Below are 20,505 nucleotides of genomic sequence, written 5' to 3' on the forward strand. Positions count from 1 at the left end.
CCTACCTTTCCGCTCCCGACGGGCGGGCCCGGCGCAGGGACTCCACCCACTCCTCGAACTCGTCGTCCGGGATGTGGTCGAATTCGTCCCGGTGGCGTACCACCCAGTCGACCCAGCTCTCCCGTTTGTCCGCTGCGGATTCGACGTGGAAGAACTGGCCTTCCTGGATCTCCCGCTTGAAGCGCGCGAGTTCGGCCTCGACCGTGCCGTTGCGCCGGGCCTCGGCCAGGCGGCGGACCTGCTCCTTGCGGTACCCCTTGGTGTGCAGCGGCGGATGGAGGGTCAGGGCCTCGGGGACGATGCGCGGATCCATCGTGGTCCGCGGCAGGTGGATGCCGTTCTCCGCGGCCTCGCGGACATCGATCCCGGCCTCGTCGAGCATGCGCCGGATCATCGCCGACCGCGGGTCGCCCTCCTCGACGATGTGGTGCAGCGGATGGCCGGTCGGGTGGGGCCCCGGCATGTTCCGCCTCATCGCCTCGGTGGGGCGGGCCTGGCCGGTGCGCTTGTGCTGCCGGCCACCCACGTCGAGGGCCTGCGGCGGGACCTCCCCCGCCGGGTGCAGCAGCAGCTTCTCCTCCTCGCTCGCCCGGCGTCCGGCCTCCTCCACGTCCTGGGCGATCTGCTCCTCGATGCTCAGCACACCCGGCCGGTCGGGACGACGGGCCTCGAACCGCTCCAGCGCGCCCATCGCCCGCTCCGGGTCCTTCAGGGAGAGGTCCCGGAGGTGGTTCAGCTGCCGGTCGAGCGCCTCCGGGTTCCGTGCCAGCCTGCGGTAGCGCTCCCTGACCGACCTGATCCGCGCCAACACCTCCGAACGCTCGACCTTCGTGAGCACCGCCTTGGCGCCGGCGATCCTGGCCCACGCCTCGGCGTCCCCGGCCTCCAGGCGTTCCAGGACGGTGGCGAAGGTCGCGAGCTGCTTCTGCTGCCGGGCCATGTCCTCCGCCCGGGCGATGTCCAGCAGGATCGCCTCGAACACCGCCGCGTCGCCCGCGGACCGTGCGAAGGCCGCCTGCACCACCCGCGGGCCGACGACCCGCACACCGTCCAACGCCCGCGGGCTCGCCGCGAGCGCGGTGAGGAACTCCACGCCGACCTCGCCCGTCGGGCCGATCCGCCGGTAGCCGATCCGTTCCAGGGCGGCCAGGAAGTTGCCGCCCTCGCCCGGTCGCAGGACCTCGGCCATCGCGGCGATCTCCCGTTCCTCGAAGCCGCCCGGGCCGACCAGTCGGCGGAAGGCCGGGCCGAGCTCCTCGACCAGGCCGCCCGACTTGGCGGCGAAGGTCTGCAGGATCTCCGCCCGCCGGCGTACGCGCTGGACCACCGGGCCGAGCTCCGGGTGCCCGGCCAGTTGCGCCAGCGTGGCTCCCTCGGCGATCTCGACGCGCTTGACCAAGACGGCGAGCGCCTCGACGTCCTCCACCGGCAGGTGCTCCAGCAGCCGCAGCACCTCGCTCTCGCCCTTGAGCTCCCGCAGGACGGCGCTGCCGGAGTGCAGGGCGCGCGCCAGCCGGCTCAGCCGGGCGAGCGCCGCCTCCCCCTCGGTCGTCTTCGCCACCGCGCCGGCCAGGCCGAGCAGGCGGGCCAGCAGCGTCAGCTTCTCGGTCAGGCCGACGGCCTCCGCAGCGGCCTTGAGCTCGCCGATGCCGATGAACCAGGACGCCACCTCGACCGCCAGCGCCCACCTGATCTTGGCGAGCACCTTCTCGCCCACGTTGAGCACGGCCGCGCCGCGCAGGCCGTCCACCAGCTTCGCGCCGATGTGCTTCACCAGCAGGGCGCACTCGGCCTGTGCGGCCTTGTTGCCCCACCCCGCGAGTTCGAACAGCGCGAGCATCCGTGCCAACTGGGCGAGGCCCACGACCACCTGGTCGGGCTCGGTCACCAGCATCTTGAGGCCCTCGACCATCCCGGCGAGCAGGCCCTCCACCGCGCCGACCGCGGCGTCGATCTCGTTCTCCAGGATCTCGCCCAGCTCGGCCAGCGCCCCTTCGACGGTCTCCCAGCCGCTCAGCGAGGCCAACGGCGGCTTCGGCTCCAGGGCGAAGGCCTGCTCGAACAGCTTCCGGACGACCTCGACCGTCAGCTTCTCCTTGGATCCGAAGCGGGCGCCGACCGTGACCAGGAGGTCCCAGAAGGCCGGGCCGAGGTCCTCGAACATCTGGGTGGCGATCCTGGCCTCCCGCAGCCGCTCCATGACCGCGCGCAGCTCCGCGACGCTCTGCAGGGAGCGCATGATCTCGACGATCGCCCGCTCGTGCCGCTCCCGGGTCCAGACCTTGATCAGCACCTCCAGGTAGCTGACCTTGGTCGGCCAGGCGGCGAGGTCGAACGCCTCCGTGCCCAGCTCCGCCAGCCGGTCGGCGGCCTGCTGGAGCTTGGCCTCGTCGCCGGCCAGACCCTGCTCGACCAACCGGTCCAGCTCGTCCAGGACGAGTGCGCGCAGCTCCTCCTCCGCCAGCTCCGACCCTTCGGCGGCCAGCCGGTCGTAGAACCGCCGACCGACCTCGCGGTCGGCGAAGAGCGCGACGCCGTGTTCCTTCGTCAGCACGGCGAGGACCTCGTGGCGGTGTCCGGACCTGTCCCTGACGGAACTCGGGAAGCGGCCCTCGACGACCCGGGTCGCCACGCCGGCGGGGAGCTCGGTGGTCTGCTTCACGTCCTCGTTGGTCAGCGGAGGATCGGTCGCCACCGCCCGGATCCGGCTGTCCCGCGCACCCACCGGGCCTTGCAGCAGCGCGAACGAGGTCCTGCCGAAGGTCGCCCTGCCCAGTTGGAGCGCCCGGGCGAGGTTGGACGCCACGACGTGCCGCGGTGCGCCCCCGAGCGCGATGATCCTGGTACCCGGCAGGACCATGACGCCCGCGCCCTCCAAGCCGCTCGGGCTCTGGATCACCTCGTCGCGGAACTCCCCGGTCCCGCCCGGGGGTGCCTGGGGTGCACGGGGTGCCTGTGCCTGGGGTGCCGGTGGCGCCGCCTCGGGCCCCTTCGCCGCCGCGCTCCCCGGGGCCGGGGCGGTCGGCCGGGTGGCGGGGGTGGGGCTCCGCCGGGGGCGGGGCGGCTTCGGGGCGGCCGGCCCGGGCAGGGGCCCGGGGCCCGGCTCCTGTGCGCCGGCCTCCTGGGCGCCCGGCTCCCGGGTGCCCGCCTCCCCGGCACCGGCCTCCTGGGCGCCCGGTTCCGGCGCGGCTGCCACCTCGGTGCCCGGCTCCGGCACTTCCGTCAGCAGGTCCTCCGGCAGCGCGAAGGACAACCGGAGCGAACCCTCCGGCTCCGTCCCGCCGGCCCCTTCGGCCAGGTCGGCCGTCCCGCCCGCCACCTCCGGTGCGGGTACGACCTGCACGGGGCCGGGCGTCGGCAGGGCCCCGACCGCCTGGAGGTCGGCCGGCTGCAGGCCCTCCACCGCCCGTGCCACCGCGCGCAGCAGTACCTGTTCCAGGGCCGGCCGCAGGCGCCCGTCCGTGGCCCCGTCGAACGTCACCGCCTCCGGCAGGTGCGGGCGGATGTTGAGGGTCCCGCCGACCCGGGTCACGGCTCCCGCTCCAGCCGTGCGCGCGCGGCGAGCAGATCGTCCCGTCGCCGCTGTGAGGCCGGCACCTCGGACGCGGGTGCCGACGTGGATGCCTGCGCCTCCTCCTCCGCCGCGATCCGGGCGTCCAGGACCGCCGTCAGCTCCTCCTTGGTGAAGGGCTCCAGCTCGATCGAGTAGCTGGTCCGGATCAGGTCGTGCTGCCACTCCCCCGTCGTCCAGCGGTTGCCGCCCTTCTCCCGCGACGTCTCGGTGCGCTCGACGCGTTCGGCGGAGACCGTCACCGAGGCCAGCGTGGCCTCGGCCGACGTCAACGACTCACCCGGGCCCCTGCGCTCGATCGTGACGAGCGTACTCACGACGGCGTACAGCGTCGTGCCGGGGCGGGCGAGGCGGAGGTCCACCAGTTCGTCGAGCCGGTTCTCGATCCGGGAGCGGATCTCCGGCTCCATCTTCGCGAACTGCGGCTCGGTCCACTCCTTGACCTTCCCGGTCTCCCAGTCCTGCCGGATCCTGGCCGCGACCGCACCCCACGCCAGCGCCGCGAGGATCTTCGCCAGGCCGACGCCGCCGCCGCGCAGCCCGCTCACCATACGAACCTTCACCGGGATCCTCACCGGCTGCCGGGACACCGCCCCGCCGACCTTGCGGCGCATCGCCTCGGTCTGCGCGTGGGAGGCGGGCCGTCCCGGCTTGACCCCGGCCGCCTCGGCCTTGGCGATGTCGGTCCCCCGCGCAACCCGGGCGCCGGGGCCGACCAGGTCCTCGAATTCCACCCCCGGCGGAAGCTTCCTCGCCCCGGAGGTGTAGCCGCCCGCGTTGGTCACCTTCAGCTTGACCTTGAGTCCGGCCGGTATCGGTGTGCCCGCCCGGACGGCCGCCAGCGAGCCTTCCAGCCGCTTCACCAGATCGGCCTTCTCCGGGAAGTCGGGCATGGCCCTGACGTCGGCCACCGCCTCCTCCAGGCTCCTGCCCAGGTTCTTGCCGAGCGCCGTCGCCTTCGCCCCTTCGGCCGGGTCCAGGTAGCCGGAGGCCTTGTTGTCGATCAGCCAGACCTCACCGGTCTGCGGGTGGAACGCGATCGCGTCGATGCCGCGGCCGGTGAGCTGGTGCGCACCCGGGCCCGACGAGGTGACGACCATGCGGAAGCCGCGCTCGCCGAGCAGGAAGGGCAGGTCGTGCTCCCCGTAGGCACCCCCGGCGTGCGCGGCGGTGATCCGGAGCGGCCGGTCGGCCGGCGGCGGAGCCCCGGTCTGCGGCAGGACCAACGGCAGGCCGGGCAGGCCCGGTGCCGACGGCGTGGCCGGGGCGGCGACGGGCGGGGCGGTGCTCCCCCCGGACGCGCCGCCGGGCGCACCACCGTGTCCGGCCGCGGTCCGGCCCGCGGCCCCCTGACGACGGTGCAGCTCGCCCTCCAGCTCCTCCAGGTACGTCCGGGTGGCCGCGTACGCCGGGTCGGTCCGGGGGTGGGAGAGCAGCCAGTCGCGCGCGTGCCCGTACTCGCTGTCCAGATCGGCGTCGGGGAGCAGTGCCGGGTCCCGCGGCCGCGGCTGCGCGGTCTCCAGCCGGACGGGTCTGAGCGCGCCGCCGCCGTCGTACGAGGGCACCCGGTAGACCGGCCCGGTGACGCAGATCCGGTCCCGGTCCAGTGATTCCCCGGCCTCGGCCGGGCGGGCCGGCTCCCGGCCGACCGCCGATGCCAGCTCGTTCCGGGCCAGCCTGAGCCGGTCGGCGAGAGCATCCTCGACGACTCGTCCGAGTTCCTCCAGATCCGCTGCCGACGGCTGTCCGACGACCGACACCGTGATCGGGAAGTGGCACGATATCCGCGGCATCCCCGTTCCTCGGATCCCTCAAGGGTTCGCGTCTCCCCGGGCCCTGGGGCTCGGCGAAACCTGCTCAGCGAAACGCCTGGCACAGCTGCTCCCAGACTCCTTCCTCGATGGCCTGCCTGACCTCCGGCGCGATGTCCCCGGTCAGCACCACGTGGATCGGGAAGTAGTAGTGGACCTCGGCGCCGGAGCGGGCCGAGACGGCCGCCTCCGAGCCGGGTGCCGGGACGACCCGGTCGCCCTCGTGCACCTCGATCAGTCCGGCGCGTTCGACGGACTCCGTGTACTCCTGGTCCGGTTCCGACATGGGTCCTCCGTCCACCGGTCAGGCGCCGGCCTTGGGCTTGGGCACGACGTCCAGGCAGATGCAGTTGAAGGTCGTGGTGGGCACTCCGTCGATCACGATGGTGTTGGCGACGGACGTGATGTAGCAGCTGTTGAAGGCGATGTCCTCGAACGCCCAGTCCGAGCCCCTCGCCTGCTGGACCGCGATGGTGAAGCTGGTGTGGGCGATCGCCATGCCGGTCAGCTTGGCCACTGCGGCGCCGATCGCCTTGACCGCCATGGTGAAGGTGAAGGCCTTCGGCTGGACGATGTACGCGACGTTGTCGGCCTCCAGCGAGTGCAGCGGCTGTACCGGGACGTTGAGGGTCGGGTTGAACGAGTCGATGGGCGTCACGGCGACACCGTTCAGCATCACGGTCAGCCGGGTGTCCCACTTCAGGGGGTCGGCCATGGTCTCTCACTTCCCTCTGACTCGGCTCCGGTCAGCCCGTGAACACGAGGGCGATCTTCAGCCGGTGGATCGCGCCGGCGTAGACCACCTGGACCGTCATGTCGACCGAGCGCGCGGCGCGGGCGGTCGCGATCTGCTGCACCTCGTCCGGGTCGGGTGCGTCCTTGTCGAGCAGTGTCAGCAGCGGGATCACGAGGGAGAAGTCGTCGATCACCTCCTGTGACACCAGCGGCGAGAGCACCGACTGCACCAGGGTGGCGACCGAGCGCAGGCCCACCCGGGAGATCCGGAGCGTACCGATGGCCTCGATGAGGGCCGCCTTGATCCGGAAGTTGACGTCGTCGAGCGTGCGGACGATGTCGATGTACTTCTTGTTGCGGCTGGAGTCCGCGGTGTAGCCCTCACCCAGGTAGAGCGCCTGTCCGGGCAGCAGGACGGGGCTGGTGATCCAGTTGACGAGGTTGCTGTCGTACACGTCGATGTCCGCGTCCGAGAACGCCTCGGTCATGGCGAGGCTGATCGGCTTGAGCAGCATCGAGATGTGCGGGCGGTACCCGGCGATGACGCCGGCCGTGGCCGCCGCCGCGTCCTCGTCGGACTTGTGGGCGACCAGCACCATCCGTTCGCTCTTGACCGCCCCGTTGATCAGCGCCACCGCGGAGGCCGCGTCCAGGGCGGGGTCGATCATGGCGACGCCCATGCGCTCCTTGCCGTCTCCCAGGTCGGCGACGACGTGCCCGGCCAGCCTTTCGAGCGTCGCCTTGTTGTCCCCGTTGAGCGGGGTGTTGGCCAGGACCACGAGCTGGACGTTGAGCTTCTCCACCTCGTCCAGCGCGGTGGCCCAGTCGGGCGCGGCCCGGTCCACCGGTACGGCCCAGACCTTGGTCGGGGACGGTGACTGGCGGAAGGCGATCCGCACCGCCCTGACGAGTTCGGTGTCCCCGTCGGGCACCTCGCGGACCTCCGTCCCGCTCACGTGGGCCTGGGCCAGGGCCGGCTCCAGCGTGAGCGTGAAGCGCTGCCCGCTCACCGCGGAACCGGTCACCCGGTGCTTCTCCGCGTCGGCGCCCCTGCCGATGCGCACGGTGGTGCCCGCGCGGACGTCCGCCGCGACGATCACCGTGGTGTCACCGGTGGCAGCGTCGGCGGCCAGCCCGGTCCTTCCGGCGAGGACGGCGGCGCTGTCCGTCGGGTCGCTGAAGGGCCGCGGAGGTCCGGTCACCGCGAACCCGCCGCCCTTGCCGATGATCGCGATGTCCCCGAACGCCCGGACGGCGGGGGCGAACAGGTCGCTGGTCGCGGTGACATCGATGTACTTGACCGCCATCGACCGCTCCTAACGTGAGGTCTGACGGTGGGACGAGCTGGAGTGGATCGTTGTCCGGATCTGCTCAATCGGCGTCCTCGAACGCGGTCACGAAGCCTTCAGTGGCCAGCAGGTCGGAGACCTGCCGGGCGGTGCCGGGGGCGTCGGGGAAGGCGAGCGTCTCGGCGGGGAAGACCGCCAGCCACGCACCGGCGGCCAGCAGGGCCCCGCCCTCGTACTCGTCGGGTCGCGGGCGCGAGTCGTCGTGCGCCCGCCGGCACTGGACCAGTCGACGCAGTGCGGCACCGAGGTCCAGCTCGGGGAAGAACAGCACCGAGACGCGCAGCCGGTAGGTGCGGCCGGGCGCGTCCGGGTCGAAGGGCGGCGGCTGCGCATAGTGCAGGCGGTACAGCCGGGGGAACTGTTCCTGCAGCTCCCGGAGGTCGGTGACCTCGGCGCGGCGCATCAGCTCCGCGAGGTCGAGGAAGGCGAATCGGGCGATGAAGTCCTCCTCGGAGAGGCCCGAGAGGTCCTCCGAGTCGAAGGAGTCGAGGGCGCCGCCGACCAGCTCGACCCTGGCCCTGACGACCGTGTCGAGGGCCAGGTCGATCCAGTGCGGCGGCGTGACCGAGGGAACCTCCACGACGGCCCGTGCCTGTGCGACGTCCGGCAGCAGCTTCTCCCAGCTGCCCCGGACGGTCAGCGGCGCGCTCACCGGGACCTGGAAGTCGGCCGCCTCGACGGTGACCGCGTCCACGAACCGGACCTCCATCAGGCTCGGTTCGTAGACGGCCGCCAGTAACGACCGCAGCCGGGTCCGGTCCGGATCGTCCTCGGGCTCCAGCAGACGGCGGACCCGGGCCGGATCCAGATATCGGATCATCAGCCGATCGGAGAAGCTGGTCATGGTGCTTCCAGCGCACAGCAAAGAATTCTCACGCAGGCGCGCAGCCCCACGCCGACGGGTCGGGTCTCGCGTCGGTGCCGGGTCCGGCGCGGGAGCGCGCCGCTCATACGGGGCACCTCGCCCGGAGGGCACAGACGGGCGACGCTTCGGGCGAGATGTTCTCCCTCCACCCTACGCCGTTCGGACAAGGACGGCACCCGCCGGATCCGGAGGATCAACGCACCGAGCGGATGGTGACGCCTCCTCAACGCGCGGTCGGCCCGCGGGTCTTCCCGTGCGCCGCCCACGTCCGCGCCGGTGCCCGACCCGGACCGGCGGCCGGGCGCCCCGCCCCTGCGCGTGACACACCTCTCCCACCACCGCGCCGGCGGTGGCCGCACGACGGGACGGCGGCGGAGCAGCTGTTCGAGGATTCAACGTTCAGCGCGTCAATCCTTTCCACGGGGTCCCGGCCCTCCGACGACCCGGCCGAACCGTGGGACAGTGGAAACGTCGGGGGACCGACCTGGATCGTGGGCGTCCTCCCGTCGGAGCCTATGACGAGGTCTCCCATGACGAAGCTGAGCGACATCCTCACCATCACCCCTGAGGCCCTGGCGGCCGCGGGCCTGGCGGACCGCGCCGACTGGGCCGGGCCCCGGCCGAAGGCCGGCCGCGGTGCCGTGGGCGCGTCCCGGGAGAACCGGTGGGACTGGCAGTGGTCCCCCGAGCTAGCGGCCCGGCTCGTCTCCGACCCTGGCCTGCAGCAGGCTCTCGCGGAGACCTGGACCGAGCACGTCCGCGGGGCTCCCCCGGTGCGGCTCGCCCTGCACGGCGTCGCGCGCGGACACCGGCACACGCTGGTGACGCGGTTAGGACAGCTGCGCCCCACGGTCGGGGCGGTGTTCGTCGCGGACGAGACCCTGGAGCCCGCGCCGCGCTGGCAATGGCCCTTGCGGGTCTGCGCCGTGACGGTCGAAGCGGCCGAGGACCTCGTCGACGTGCTGCAGCACGACGAGGGGACCACCCCGCCCGTCGACGGCTACACCCTCGGCGAGGAGGACGGGGACTGCGACGTGCTCGCCGTCTCCGGCGCGGCCGACCTCGTCGCGCTGACGCGCGGCGGTGGCCTCAGCGCCACCTGTCTGGTCTGGTGCACCCCCGAGCCCCCCGACAAGGAACAGCTGCTCCGCCTGGACGAGGCGGCACGCCACCTCGGCGCCTCCGGCTGGATCGTCGCCGACCTCTCCACGACCACGGCCGCCGACTGGCTCGACCGGCTCGTCCGCGACCTTTCCGGCAATGTCGCCCTGGACGAGGCGGCGGACAACGCGGGCTCGTGGCTGACGGTGGCCCACCCGGAGCTCGTCGCACGGCACGCCGTGTCCGACTCCCTACGGGAAGCGGATTCGGCGGCACGCGCGCTGGCCGGGTCCCCGGCGGACACCGACGCGGAGCCTCTCGCGGAGCTGACGGTCGACGTCGGCGACGAGGTGACGAACAGCCTCCACCTGACGACCCGGCCGACGCCGGTGACGGAGGTGACACACCGGGTCCTCCAGTGGGCCGACGACGCCGGGTACGTCACCGGGCGTTGGCCCGGCCGGGCCGCGGCCAGCGCCCTGCGGGACGTCCGCCGGGCCGGGGTGGCGACCGGCCGGGCCAACGCCCGCCACCTCCAGGCACTCGTCAGCGACCAGGAGACGGGCGCCCGGCGCCGAAGCGCGTTCCGTGCCGGTGCCGTCAACGACGTCCACATCCGGGTCGGCCCTGGCAGCGCCGAATGGCACGCGCCGGCGGCGGAGTTCCCCGAGCACCGGCTGAAGTACCGGGGCGGTGAGGCGCGCCTCCTGGTCACGTTCGACGAGGACCGGGACATGGCGTTCCGTCACGATCCCCTGAGGATCACCCTCCCGCAGCGCGGCGCGTCCAGCGAGGCCGTCTTCCCGGTCACCGTCGGCCCGGACGAACGGGAGATCCGGTGCACGGCCCGCGTCTACTACGAGAACCGACAGTTGCAGCGCCTGGAGATCACCGGTCCGGTCAACGTGGCGGACGAAGCCGTCGCCGACCGCGAGATCACCGTCCACGGCGAGGCGTTCAGCCCCCTGGCGGATCCTCCGGGCCCGCGCCGCGACGACCCCACGGCGGTGATCCGGATCACCGGGGACGACGAAGCCGTGATCAGCACGGGGGCGGGCGTCTCCACGACACGGATTCCGGACCTCGACCAGGTCAGGGCCAGGATCCGCGAGCACCTCGGCAGCGCGGTGGACACGGACTCCCTCGCGGTGGAGCCCCGCCTCCCGCCGCCGGACCGACTGCTGTGCCGCCTCGCCCAGCAGGGCAGCGCGCTCTTCGAGCAGTTGGAGACGACGGGCCACGGCGCCCTCGGGAACGCCGGGTTCCTCCAGGCCGTGTCGGCCGAAGCGGCCGAGCTCTGGCCCCTGGAATTCGTCTACGACTTCGGCTATCCCAGGGACGGCGCCCGGCTCTGCACCGGGTGGAAGCGGGCCCTGGAAACCGGTTCCTGTTCCTGCCGCCGACCGGACCACCCCACCGTCGGCGGTCGCCGGACGGTCTGCCCCCTGGGATTCTGGGGCCTGCGGATGGTGATCGAGCGGCGGGTGGAACGCACCCGGCTCGACCGGTCCGTCCTCGAAGCGGCCCCGCCGGACGCCCTCGGCGCCCTGCGCCCGGTCGACAGCGTGCTCTTCGCCGCGAGCGACATCGTCCGGACGGCCGACCGCGAGGCGACGGCCAGGACGCTGCGGGCCTCGTTCGGGGAGGGCCTGCACACCGCGACCAGCTGGCAGGGGTGGCGCGACGTGGTGCGGACGCGGAGTCCCGCCCTGCTGCTGGCCGTTCCCCACAACGCGCGCGACGAGGGGGACACCCCGGTCCTGCAGATCGGCCGGAAGGGGCGGCCCAGCAGGTTGCCGTCGGTCCAGATCTCCCGCCGGGACATCGTGTCCGAGCTGCACGGCGACGGGACCGGCCCCATCGTCATGCTGCTCGGCTGCAACACCGCCCAGGAGGACGTCAGGTGGCAGAACGTGGCGGCGCGGTTCCTCCAGGAGAGCGCCCCGGTCGTGGTGGGGACGCTCGTCCCGACCCTGGGCCGCCAGGCAGCGGCGATGGCGAGCACCGCCGCCGTGATGCTCGCCGAGAACTCCGGCGCCGGAAAGAGCATCGGCGAGCTGGTGCGCGACATCCGGCGTCGGCTGCTGGCCCTCGGATACACCCTCGCCATGGCGGTCGTGGCCTTCGGTGACGCCCGCTGGCTCGTCGGGAACCGCAAGGGGGACGAACCGTGATCACCGTCGAGATGCTGCCCGCCGCGCACGGCGACGCGCTGTGGATCGAGTGGCCCGGAAGCCGGGCGAAGGTCCACCGCATGCTGGTCGACGCGGGACCGAACACGACCTACCCCGCCGTCCTCGACCGAGTCCGGGCGCTGCCGGCACGCCGGCGCCACCTGGACGTGCTGGTGGCGACCCATGTGGACGCCGACCACATCGAGGGCGTGATCCGCCTCCTCCAGGACCGCGGCGCGCTGAACCTGTCGATCGGCGACGTCTGGTTCAACGGCTGGCCGCAGATCAAGGGCGACCTCGGCCTGCTCGGCGCCGATCAGGGCGAGATGCTCCAGGCGCTGATCAGCAGCCAACACCTGCCCTGGAACACCTGCTTCCACCACGCCCGGGGGGACGACGCACCCGCCGTCTGCCTCCCGGACCGGGGAGCACTGCCCACCGCCGAGCTGCCGGGTGGCGCCCGGGCGACCCTGGTCTCCCCCGGGCGGAAGGAACTGACGTCCCTGCGACGGGAATGGACCAGGGTCCTGAAGGACCTCGGCGTCACGCCCGGACGACCCGAGGAGGCCTTGGAGCGCCTGGCCCGGCGCAAGAACCTTCGAGGCCTGGCCGACGACCTCCTCGGCCGCGAGCGCGTCGACGGGTCCGTTCCGAACGGTTCGAGCATCGCCTTCCTCCTGGAACACCGCGAACACCGCCTGCTGCTCACCGGCGACGGCCACGCGAAGGTCCTCGAACGGGGTCTGGACCGCCTGTTGAGGCAGCGCGGCGAGGAGAAGCTGGCGATCGGCGCCCTCAAGGTCCCGCACCACGGCAGCGCCGCCAACACGACGGACAGCCTGCTCTCACGGCTCGACACCCGCCGCTTCCTCGTCTCGACCAACGGAGACCGCTTCAACCACCCCGACGCCGAAGCGATCAGACGCCTGATCGGCGCGGCACGCGACGACGCGGGGCCGCCCGAACTCGTATTCAACTACCGCAGCCGCACGACGGAGCTGTGGGCCGACCCCGCGCAACAGCGCGACCGCCGCTACACCACGGTGTACCCGAACACCCCTGCGGCGGGTACCACGGTGGAGGTGTGACTATGGCCCGCATCGGCGTGGCCCTCTCCGGCGGTGGCTACCGTGCCACCATGTGGGGCATCGGCGCCCTGATGTACCTGGCCGACACCGACAGGCACCGGGACGTGGTGGCGATCTCCTCGGTGTCCGGCGGCTCGGTGGCCAACGGCGTGGTCGCCCAGGAGACCGACTTCCGCCGGAGCCCCGGCCCCGGCTTCACCCAGCGCGTCCGCCCGCTGATCCGCCACTGCGCCCACACGGGCCTCTTCTTCTGGGGACCGGCGACCAACCGGTACGTGATCTCGCTCTTCGCACTCACCGGTCTCGCCGCCGCGACCCTGCTCGCCGGGGTGGCCGCCACCGCGGTCGACGGGCTCCGCGTCCTCTCCGGCTCCCTCCTCGGTGCGGGACTGCTCCTGCTCGCCGGCGCGCTGCGCTACTTCCAGCGGCGCAGTGTCGTGGTGGACAGGGCGCTGGCACGCGAGCTCTTCCACCGTGACGGCGTCCCGACCGCCCTGGGCGACGTGCGGCGCTCCGTCGACCACGTCTTCTGCGCCACCGAGCTGCAGAGCGGCGACCACTTCTACCTCTCCCCCGGATTCACCTACGGCTTCCGGTTCGGCACCGGAATACCCGGCGACCTCCCGCTGTCCACCGCGGTCCAGGTGTCGGCCTGTCTGCCGGGGGCGTTCGCCGTCCGGCGGCTCCCCACCGATCGCCATCGCTTCGCCCCGCCTGCCACGTCCGCTCCCGCGGTGCCCGCCTCCACCCTGGTGCTCACGGACGGCGGGGTGTACGACAACATGGCCGACCAGTGGCTGCTCGGGCTGGCCGACCGGACCAGGCGCGCCGGCGGTCCGCCTGCCAACGGCGAGGTCGACGAGATCCTCGTGGTCAACGCCTCGGCCGGGATGACCTGGGATCCGTTCCCCGCCTCACGACTGCCCGTGGTCGGTGAACTGGCCGCACTGAACCGCATCAGGAACGTGATGTACGACGTCACGACCAGTCACCGGCGCAGCAACCTGGTGCGGTCGTCCGAACTGGCGGCGAAGAGCGGGGGCCCGGTGAGCGTCCTGGTCCACATCGCGCAGTCACCGTACCGGGTGGCCGACGCGTACGCCGACGCCACGGAGTTCCGTCCGGACGCCGCCGCCCGCGCCGCACGCGCCAAGGAGGTGCTCGCGCTGCTCGGCGACGACCCGGAGCACCGGGCCGCGTGGCGGGACCGGGCCGACCGCAGCCGCGGCACCAAGACCGTGCTGCGCAAGCTGGGCGCCGACACCACCGCTGATCTGCTCCTCCACGCCTACACGCTGGCCGCGTGCAACCTGCACGTCCTGCTCGGCTACCCCCTGCCGGCGGCCCTGCCGGACCGCCAGTACTTCATCGACCTCGTCGGACCTCGCGGCCGGAGCTGACGTGCGCCCGCCGTCCGCATGCTCGACGGCGGCGCGCAGCAGGGCCCGAGCACGCACCCGACCGGCCCCCGGCCGCGGTCGCGCCCCCGCTGCGGCCGCACCGCCGCACCGCCGCACCGAACCGGGGGTGCCGCCCGCCGACGACGGGAGACACCGCCCGGACGAGTCAGGCGCGCCTAGGTCCTGTCCGGTCGATCTTGTCGGATCAGCGCGCGGCTCCCCCAGCCTTCGGCCGGGAGGTGCCCCCATTCCGCGCCCGGCTGGGCGTGCGCCCGGATCGTCCTCGTACTGGACGTACTTGGGCGATTCGGGCGTGCGTCCAGGTGGGGGTACCCCCGGCCGGAGGCGGGGGGAGGATGCCCGGCGTCGTGCGCCCGGCAAGATCGGCCGGACAGGACCTAGCTCAGCGCCGCCAGGGCCACCACGTCGTACGGCTTGAGCTCGTCGACGCGGTCGGCCAGCACCTTGGCGGCCCACTGCGGGTCCTGGAGCAGCGCCCGGCCGACGGCGACCAGGTCGAACTCGTCGCGCTCCAGGCGGTCGAGGAGGTTGTCGATGCCCCGTACCGGGGCGCCCTCCCCGACGAAGCTGCGCACGAAGTCGCCGTCCAGGCCGACCGATCCGACGGTGATCGTCGGCCGGCCGGTGAGCTTCCTGGTCCAGCCCGCCAGGTTGAGGTCCGAGCCCTCGAACTCCGGCAGCCAGTACCGGCGGGTGGAGGCGTGGAAGGCGTCCACGCCGGCCTCGACGAGCGGGGTCAGCAGGGCCTCCAGCTCGGCCGGGGTCCCGGCGAGCCGCGCGTCGTACGCCTCCTGCTTCCACTGCGAGTAGCGCAGGATCACCGGGAAGGCCGGCGAGACGACCTCGCGCACGGCGGCCACGACCTCCGCCACGAACGTCGTCCGGGCCACCGGGTCGCCGCCGTACGCGTCGGTGCGGCGGTTCGTCCCCTCCCACAGGAACTGGTCGAGCAGGTAGCCGTGGGCACCGTGCAGCTCGACGCCGTCGAAGCCGATGCGCTCGGCCGCCGCCGCGGCCTCGGCGAAGGCGCCGATCACGTCGTCCAGGTCGCTACGGGTCATCGCCCGGCCGGTGCCCTCCGTACCGTCCAGCCGCAGGCCCGAGGGGCCGAGCGCGGGGGCTTCGGGGAAGGGCTCGTCGCCCGGCCGGCGGACCATCCCGATGTGCCACAGCTGCGGCACGATCGTGCCGCCCGCCGCGTGGACGGCGTCCGCGACCGCCGCCCACCCGGCCAGCTGCTCCGCCCCGTGGAACCGCGGCACCCGGTCGCTCTGCCCGGCCGACGCGTGGCCGACGTAGGTGCCCTCGGTGACGATCAGGCCGACCCCGGCCGCCGCGCGACGGGCGTAGTACCCGCGCACGTCCTCCCCGGGCACGCCGCCCGGGGAGAACTTGCGGGTCATCGGCGCCATCACGATGCGGTTCGGGACGGTCAGGCCGTTCAGCTCGACGGGCCGGGAGAGAATCGCGGCGGCACGGGAGACGGAGGAGCCGGTCACGGTCACGGTGTACCTCGGGGGTTCGGGGGTGGTCGGGCGGGCGGGCGCGTCGGACGCGTGCAGGTGTCAACCGTTCCGACCGCCGAAGCATTTCACCCCCGCCCGGACCCGCGCCGTGACCCCGGCCACTGGCCCTCCCCGGCCTCCCCCGCCTCACCGCCTCCCCCGCTTCCCCCGCTTCCCCCGCTTCCCCCGCCCGATGCTCCGGCGGCCCCGGTGCTCCGACGGCCCGCGCTCCCGGCTCACCGTGCGTCGCCCGCGGGTTCCGGGGCCGACGGCAGCGTCCGCAGCCGGCTGACCGGGGAGACGGCCAGCCCGACGACGACCGCGGCGGAGGCGACCGCCGCAACGGTGAGCGCACCGTGCGCGCCCAGCCGGCCGGCGAGCAGGCCGGCGGACAGCCCGCCGAGCGCGCCGCCGCCGAACAGCAGGGTCCGGAAGGCCGCGGTCATCCGCCCCATCATCGACTGCGGGGTCAGGACCTGGCGCAGGCTGACGATGATGACGCCCGCCACGCCCAGGCCCAGGTAGGTGGTGAAGAAGGAGAGCACGAACATCGCGAGCATCAGCGGCCGGGGCCCGGCCGCCAGGGCGAGCAGCGAGGGCCCGAGCAGCAGGGCGGACTGCGCGATCAGGTAGACCCGGCCGACCGGGAAGCGCCGGACGACCCGCCCGGAGACCACCGCGCCGACCAGGCCGCCGACGGAGGCGGTCGCGAACACCGCACCGATCGCGGTCGGGCCGAGACCGAGGTCGTTGGTGCCGTGGAGCAGGAACAGGGTCCAGACGGTGATCATGGAGAAGTTGCAGCAGAAGCCGACGAGCGCGAGCGCCCGCAGCACACCGTTGCGCATCACCCAGCCCAGCCCGTCGCGGAGTTCGCGCAGCAGGTGCCGCTCGGCGGCCCGCTCCGGGCGCGGCTCGGGCGTGCGGATGAGCAGCAGGGAGACCACCGACACCGCGTACGAGCAGGCGTTCGCCACCAGCGCGACCGGTGCGCCGACCGCCGAGACCAGGACACCCGCGAGCCCGGGGCCGACCACGTCGGTGGCGGAGGAGCTGGCGCCCATCTTCCCGCTTGCCTCGACGTACCGCTCGGGGCTGCGCACGAGCACCGGCACGTAGGACATCCAGCTCACGTCGAAGACGACCGAGGCGACGCCGACGGCGCAGGCGATGACCAGCAGCGTGGGCAGGTCGAGGGCGTCCCACCAGTACAGCAGTGGTACGAGCGCGATCAGGAGCAGCCGCGCGAGGTTGGCGCCCAGCATGACCGGCCGCCGGCGCACCCGGTCGGTCCAGACCCCGATCAGCAGCGCCAGCCCGAGGTAGGGCGCGAGTTGCAGGAATCGCAGCAGCCCGACCTGTTCCTCGGTGGCACCGAAGGCCCGGATGGCGGTCAGCGGCAGGGCGAGGGTGGTGACCTGGGTGCCGAGCAGCGACACCGTTTCGCCGAACCAGAAGCGCAGGAAGTCGCCGTTGTGCCAGAGGCTCGGTGCGGGAGCGGCGGTCGGCGCGGGGGCGGGAGGGGCCTGGGTCACCGGGACCGCCCCGCGAGCTCGGCGACGCTCGCGGCCACGGCGGCCACCTCGTCCTCCGTGTTGTAGTAGTGCGGCGACAGCCGCAGGCACCATTCGACGTCCTTGTCGGCGAAGTCGAACTGGGCGAACTCCCGGTAGCTGAGAGCCGAGTTGATGCCTCGTGCGTCCAGCGCCGCCTTGAAGGGCCCCGGCCGAGGGCCGTCGACGGCGAAGGTGACGAGCGCTGCCGGGGCCGGGCCGCGGTCGAGCAGTCGCACCCCGGGGATCCCGGCCAGCAGCTCGCGCAACCCCGCGGCCAGCGCCGGGGTGCGCCGGGAGACCGGGGCCAGGCCGACCCGCAGGGCGTAGCGGACGGCGGCGGCGCAGCCGAGCACGGTCGCGTACGGGAACTCCCATTCCTCGAAGCGGGCCGCGGTGTCGACCGCCCGGTAGGTGTCGGGCGCCGTCCAGCGGGCGCCGTGCATGTCGATGAACAGCGGCTCGTACCCCGCCCCGAGCACCCGGTCGGAGGCGTACAGGAATCCCGAACCACGCGGTCCGCGCAGGAACTTGCGGCAGGTCGCGGTGAGCAGGTCGCAGCCGATCTCCGCGACGTCGACCTCCAGTTGGCCGACCGACTGGCAGGCGTCGACCAGGTACAGCAGGTCGAGTTCGCGGCAGTGCCGGCCTATCTCGGCCACCGGCTGGACCAGGCCGGAGTTGGTGGGCACGTGGGTGACGGCGACCAGGCGCGGGCGGCGGGCGCGCATCAGCGCGGCCATCGCGTCGACGTCCACGCCGCTGCCGTCCGGGTGGTCGGGGGCGTGCACGAGCTCGATGCCGTGGCGCCGGCGCAGGGCGAGGAAGGCGATCTGGTTGGAGATGAAGTCGTTGCGGGTGGTGAGGACGACGTCGCCGGGGCGGAAGTCGATCGCGGAGAGCGCCTTGGTGTAGGCGTGGGTGGCACTGGCGGCGAAGGCGATGTTCTCCGGGCGGGCGTTGACGAGTTCGGCGGTGGCCGCGTAGAAGTCGGCGACCTCGGCGGCCCGGGCGGCGGCCGCCTCGTAGCCGCCGACGGCGGCCTCCAGCCGGAGGTGGTCGACCATCGCCGCGAGCACCGGACGGGGCATCAGGCCGCAGCCCGCGTTGTTGAAGTGGATCACCGCGTCACAGCCGGGGGTGTCGGCCCGCAGGGCGTCGGGGTCGAGGAGCGGTTCCTGCGCGAGGGTAAAAGCGCTACCATGGTTCTTCATGTCTGACAGTAGCAGTACTGAGGCCCTGCTCGCGATCCTCCGGCGGGAGGTGTCCGGCCTCGCCCCCGGCGACCGCCTGCCCAGCAGCCGCGAACTGATCGCCCGTCACGGCGTCGGGCCGGTCACGGTCTCGCGCGCGATCGCCCAGCTCGCGGCCGAGGGAGCCGTGGTCACCCGCCCGGGCAGCGGCACCTACGCCGCCTCGCGCCGGACCCGGACGGCGGACGAGGGCCCCGGCGACACCTCGTGGCAGGCCGTCGCCCTCGCCGGCCGCGAACGGGGCACCGACGACCCCGAGCCGGACTCCGGCGAGACCGAGGGACCCGCCGCCCCCGCACCTCCCGGGACCGTCGCCCTCTCCGGCGGCTACCTGCACGAGAACCTGCAGCCCACCCGGGCCCTCGGCGCCGCCCTGGCCCGCGCCGCCCGCCGCCCGGACGCGTGGCACCGGGCCCCGGCCGCCGGCCTGGCACCGCTGCGCGCGATCTTCGCCCGGCAGACCGGCGGCGGCACCGGACCGGACGACGTCCTGATCACCGGCGGCGGCCAGGGCGCACTCTCCATGCTGTTCCGGGCGGTCGCCGCCCCCGGCAGCCCGCTGCTCGTCGAGTCACCCACATACCCCGGCGCCCTCGCCGCCGCCCGCGCCGCCGGACTGCGCCCGGTGCCGGTGCCGATGGACGACGACGGGGTCCGCCCCGACCTGCTCGCCGAGGCGTTCGCCATGACCGGCGCCCGGCTCTTCTACTGCCAGCCGACCTTCCACAACCCCACCGGCACCGTGCTCGCGCCCGAACGCCGCCAACAGGTCGTCGACGTGGCCCGAGCAGCCGGCGCCTTCCTCGTCGAGGACGACTTCGCCCGCCACCTCGGCCACGGCGGTCCCGTACCCCGACCACTGGTCGCCGACGACCGGGACGGCACCGTCGTCCACCTCACCTCGCTCACCAAACCCGCCTCGCCCAGCCTGCGGATCGGCGCACTGACCGCCCGCGGCCCGGTCATGCGCCGACTGCTGGGAATGCGCCGGGTGGACGACTTCTTCATCGCCCGCCCACTGCAGGAGGCCGCCGTCGAACTGCTCAGCACCCCCGCCTGGGACCGCCACCTGCGCGCCCTCGCCACCGCCCTGCGCGAACGCTGCGCCGCCCTGACGGACGCCCTCGCCCACGAGCTGCCCGACTGGCCCGTACCCCTCGCACCGGCCGGCGGCCTCCACCTGTGGCAGGGCCTGCCCCCCGGACTCACCGACACCGACATCGCCGCCGCGGCCCGCGCCCACGGCGTCACCGGCAACGCCGGGCGCCACTACTTCCCGTCCGAGCCGCCCGGCACCCACCTGCGCCTCAACTTCGCCGCGGCGGCCGACCTCGCCGAGCTCACCGGGGCCGCCCGCCGCCTCGCCGCGGCCGCCCGCACCCTCCCCCCGTTCGCCTGATCACATCCGTCACTGGCGGCCTTCAGCTGCTCCGCCTCCCGCCCCATGAGAGGCGGGAGGCGGCAGGCAGCAGGCGGATCCGGCGTGCCGTCCCGTCAGCCGATGGTCGAGCCGGTCATGGGCTCGGAGATCGGGACGGTCTCACCGGCGAAGCCGGCTTTGACGAACTGCCAGGTGAGGCCGTTGATCACACCCTGGCCGAGCGGGGCGAAGCGGGCGAAGGCGGGCTGGCTGAGGTCGATGTGCGTGCGGTCGCAGGACGGACACTTGTCCCTGACCGGCACGGTGACGGTCTTGCCCCGGTAGGTCACCTTGACCGAGATCCCCTTGCAGAGGGGGTCGTTGTTGGGGTTCGCGGTCGTCCACCAGGCGTGCGAAACGGCGACGAGCAGCTGGGAGCCGGCGTTGATCTGCGTCCCACAGGCCCCGAAGCCGGCGTCGTTGTAGTACGTCGCCTTCCCGGCCATCGGCTTGTTGAGGGGTATCGCGGCGCTGGCGGTGCCCGCGCCCAGCGCGATGAGCGCGGCAGCGGCCAGCGGGGCGCCGGCCATGATCCTGATCTTGCTCGTGACTCGCATGGTTCCCTCCGGTTCAGTGCGGACGGACGACCGCACAGATGGCGGGACCAGCCCAAGTGGCCATCCCTGATGCCGAGTTCAGAACCGCGACGCACGGTCGCA

Annotated in this window: 14 protein-coding genes; 4 read left to right on the top strand and 10 right to left on the bottom strand. The window is 73.4% G+C overall.

The features are described from left to right. Nucleotide 1 precedes the first annotated feature (1 nt). From ACWGB8_RS15965 to ACWGB8_RS15990, 6 genes are all read right to left on the bottom strand, one after another. On the bottom strand, nt 2–3,532 hold the full coding sequence (locus ACWGB8_RS15965) for an AHH domain-containing protein (RefSeq protein ID WP_452214067.1): 3,531 nt from the start codon (nt 3,530–3,532) through the stop codon (nt 2–4). Further along, nucleotides 3,529–5,364 carry a hypothetical protein gene (locus ACWGB8_RS15970; RefSeq protein WP_452214069.1) on the bottom strand — a complete coding sequence of 612 codons (1,836 nt, stop codon included), beginning with the start codon at nt 5,362–5,364 and terminating at the stop codon, nt 3,529–3,531. Before ACWGB8_RS15970 ends, ACWGB8_RS15965 begins: the two co-directional genes overlap by 4 nt. A 64-nt stretch (nt 5,365–5,428) precedes the next feature. Beyond that, nucleotides 5,429–5,668: a hypothetical protein gene (locus ACWGB8_RS15975; protein ID WP_452214071.1), complete on the bottom strand. Its 240-nt coding sequence runs from the start codon at nt 5,666–5,668 to the stop codon at nt 5,429–5,431. A gap of 18 nt (nt 5,669–5,686) precedes the next feature. Then, the gene (locus ACWGB8_RS15980; RefSeq protein WP_452214073.1) at nt 5,687–6,097 is read right to left on the bottom strand and encodes a hypothetical protein; all 411 of its coding nucleotides are present in this window, start codon (nt 6,095–6,097) and stop codon (nt 5,687–5,689) included. A 31-nt stretch (nt 6,098–6,128) separates the two neighbouring features. After that, complete coding sequence (locus ACWGB8_RS15985; protein WP_452214075.1) at nt 6,129–7,424, bottom strand: hypothetical protein; 1,296 nt, start codon at nt 7,422–7,424, stop codon at nt 6,129–6,131. 64 nt (nt 7,425–7,488) lie between these two features. Further along, a complete protein-coding gene (locus tag ACWGB8_RS15990) occupies nt 7,489–8,310 on the bottom strand; it encodes a hypothetical protein (RefSeq protein ID WP_452214077.1) in 822 nt (273 codons plus the stop codon). A gap of 551 nt (nt 8,311–8,861) precedes the next feature. Between ACWGB8_RS15990 and ACWGB8_RS15995 the strand changes: the two genes are divergently transcribed. Genes ACWGB8_RS15995 through ACWGB8_RS16005 form a run of 3 tightly spaced genes read left to right on the top strand, consistent with a single transcriptional unit; the run spans nt 8,862 to nt 14,094 of the window. After that, the gene (locus tag ACWGB8_RS15995) at nt 8,862–11,606 is read left to right on the top strand and encodes a hypothetical protein (RefSeq protein ID WP_452214079.1); all 2,745 of its coding nucleotides are present in this window, start codon (nt 8,862–8,864) and stop codon (nt 11,604–11,606) included. Continuing rightward, a complete protein-coding gene (locus ACWGB8_RS16000) occupies nt 11,603–12,694 on the top strand; it encodes a ComEC/Rec2 family competence protein (protein ID WP_452214081.1) in 1,092 nt (363 codons plus the stop codon). The genes ACWGB8_RS15995 and ACWGB8_RS16000 overlap by 4 nt, the downstream gene beginning before the upstream one ends. Nucleotides 12,695–12,696: 2 nt before the next feature. After that, nucleotides 12,697–14,094: a hypothetical protein gene (locus ACWGB8_RS16005; RefSeq protein ID WP_452214082.1), complete on the top strand. Its 1,398-nt coding sequence runs from the start codon at nt 12,697–12,699 to the stop codon at nt 14,092–14,094. Between the two features lie 398 nt (nt 14,095–14,492). On the opposite strand, the gene ACWGB8_RS16010 is transcribed toward ACWGB8_RS16005, so the two are convergent. From ACWGB8_RS16010 to ACWGB8_RS16020, 3 genes are all read right to left on the bottom strand, one after another. Next, on the bottom strand, nt 14,493–15,620 hold the full coding sequence (locus ACWGB8_RS16010) for an NADH:flavin oxidoreductase (RefSeq protein ID WP_452214083.1): 1,128 nt from the start codon (nt 15,618–15,620) through the stop codon (nt 14,493–14,495). Nucleotides 15,621–15,856: 236 nt separating this feature from the next. Next, nucleotides 15,857–17,155: an MFS transporter gene (locus ACWGB8_RS16015; RefSeq protein WP_452214084.1), complete on the bottom strand. Its 1,299-nt coding sequence runs from the start codon at nt 17,153–17,155 to the stop codon at nt 15,857–15,859. Then, nucleotides 17,152–18,387, bottom strand: coding sequence for an aminotransferase class V-fold PLP-dependent enzyme (locus tag ACWGB8_RS16020; protein WP_452214085.1), 1,236 nt, complete (start codon nt 18,385–18,387; stop codon nt 17,152–17,154). The genes ACWGB8_RS16015 and ACWGB8_RS16020 overlap by 4 nt, the downstream gene beginning before the upstream one ends. On the opposite strand from ACWGB8_RS16020, the gene ACWGB8_RS16025 reads away from it, so the two are divergent. After that, nucleotides 18,386–19,825: an aminotransferase-like domain-containing protein gene (locus ACWGB8_RS16025; protein WP_452214086.1), complete on the top strand. Its 1,440-nt coding sequence runs from the start codon at nt 18,386–18,388 to the stop codon at nt 19,823–19,825. The two genes, ACWGB8_RS16020 and ACWGB8_RS16025, sit on opposite strands and share 2 nt — an antisense overlap. A 95-nt stretch (nt 19,826–19,920) precedes the next feature. Here ACWGB8_RS16025 and ACWGB8_RS16030 read toward each other — a convergent pair whose 3' ends face one another. Continuing rightward, on the bottom strand, nt 19,921–20,403 hold the full coding sequence (locus tag ACWGB8_RS16030) for a cysteine/serine endopeptidase inhibitor (RefSeq protein ID WP_452214087.1): 483 nt from the start codon (nt 20,401–20,403) through the stop codon (nt 19,921–19,923). Nucleotides 20,404–20,505 lie beyond the last annotated feature (102 nt).

The sequence above is a fragment of the Kitasatospora sp. NPDC054939 genome (assembly GCF_053610105.1).

Excerpts from the sequence above, each read along its gene's own strand:
- ACWGB8_RS16030 (WP_452214087.1), bottom strand. The coding sequence starts at position 20,403 with ATGCGAGTCACGAGCAAGATCAGGATCATGGCCGGCGCCCCGCTGGCC.
- ACWGB8_RS15975 (WP_452214071.1), bottom strand. The coding sequence starts at position 5,668 with ATGTCGGAACCGGACCAGGAGTACACGGAGTCCGTCGAACGCGCCGGA.
- ACWGB8_RS16020 (WP_452214085.1), bottom strand. The coding sequence starts at position 18,387 with ATGAAGAACCATGGTAGCGCTTTTACCCTCGCGCAGGAACCGCTCCTC.
- ACWGB8_RS16005 (WP_452214082.1), top strand. The coding sequence starts at position 12,697 with ATGGCCCGCATCGGCGTGGCCCTCTCCGGCGGTGGCTACCGTGCCACC.
- ACWGB8_RS15995 (WP_452214079.1), top strand. The coding sequence starts at position 8,862 with ATGACGAAGCTGAGCGACATCCTCACCATCACCCCTGAGGCCCTGGCG.
- ACWGB8_RS15970 (WP_452214069.1), bottom strand. The coding sequence starts at position 5,364 with ATGCCGCGGATATCGTGCCACTTCCCGATCACGGTGTCGGTCGTCGGA.
- ACWGB8_RS15990 (WP_452214077.1), bottom strand. The coding sequence starts at position 8,310 with ATGACCAGCTTCTCCGATCGGCTGATGATCCGATATCTGGATCCGGCC.
- ACWGB8_RS15980 (WP_452214073.1), bottom strand. The coding sequence starts at position 6,097 with ATGGCCGACCCCCTGAAGTGGGACACCCGGCTGACCGTGATGCTGAAC.
- ACWGB8_RS15985 (WP_452214075.1), bottom strand. The coding sequence starts at position 7,424 with ATGGCGGTCAAGTACATCGATGTCACCGCGACCAGCGACCTGTTCGCC.
- ACWGB8_RS16025 (WP_452214086.1), top strand. The coding sequence starts at position 18,386 with ATGTCTGACAGTAGCAGTACTGAGGCCCTGCTCGCGATCCTCCGGCGG.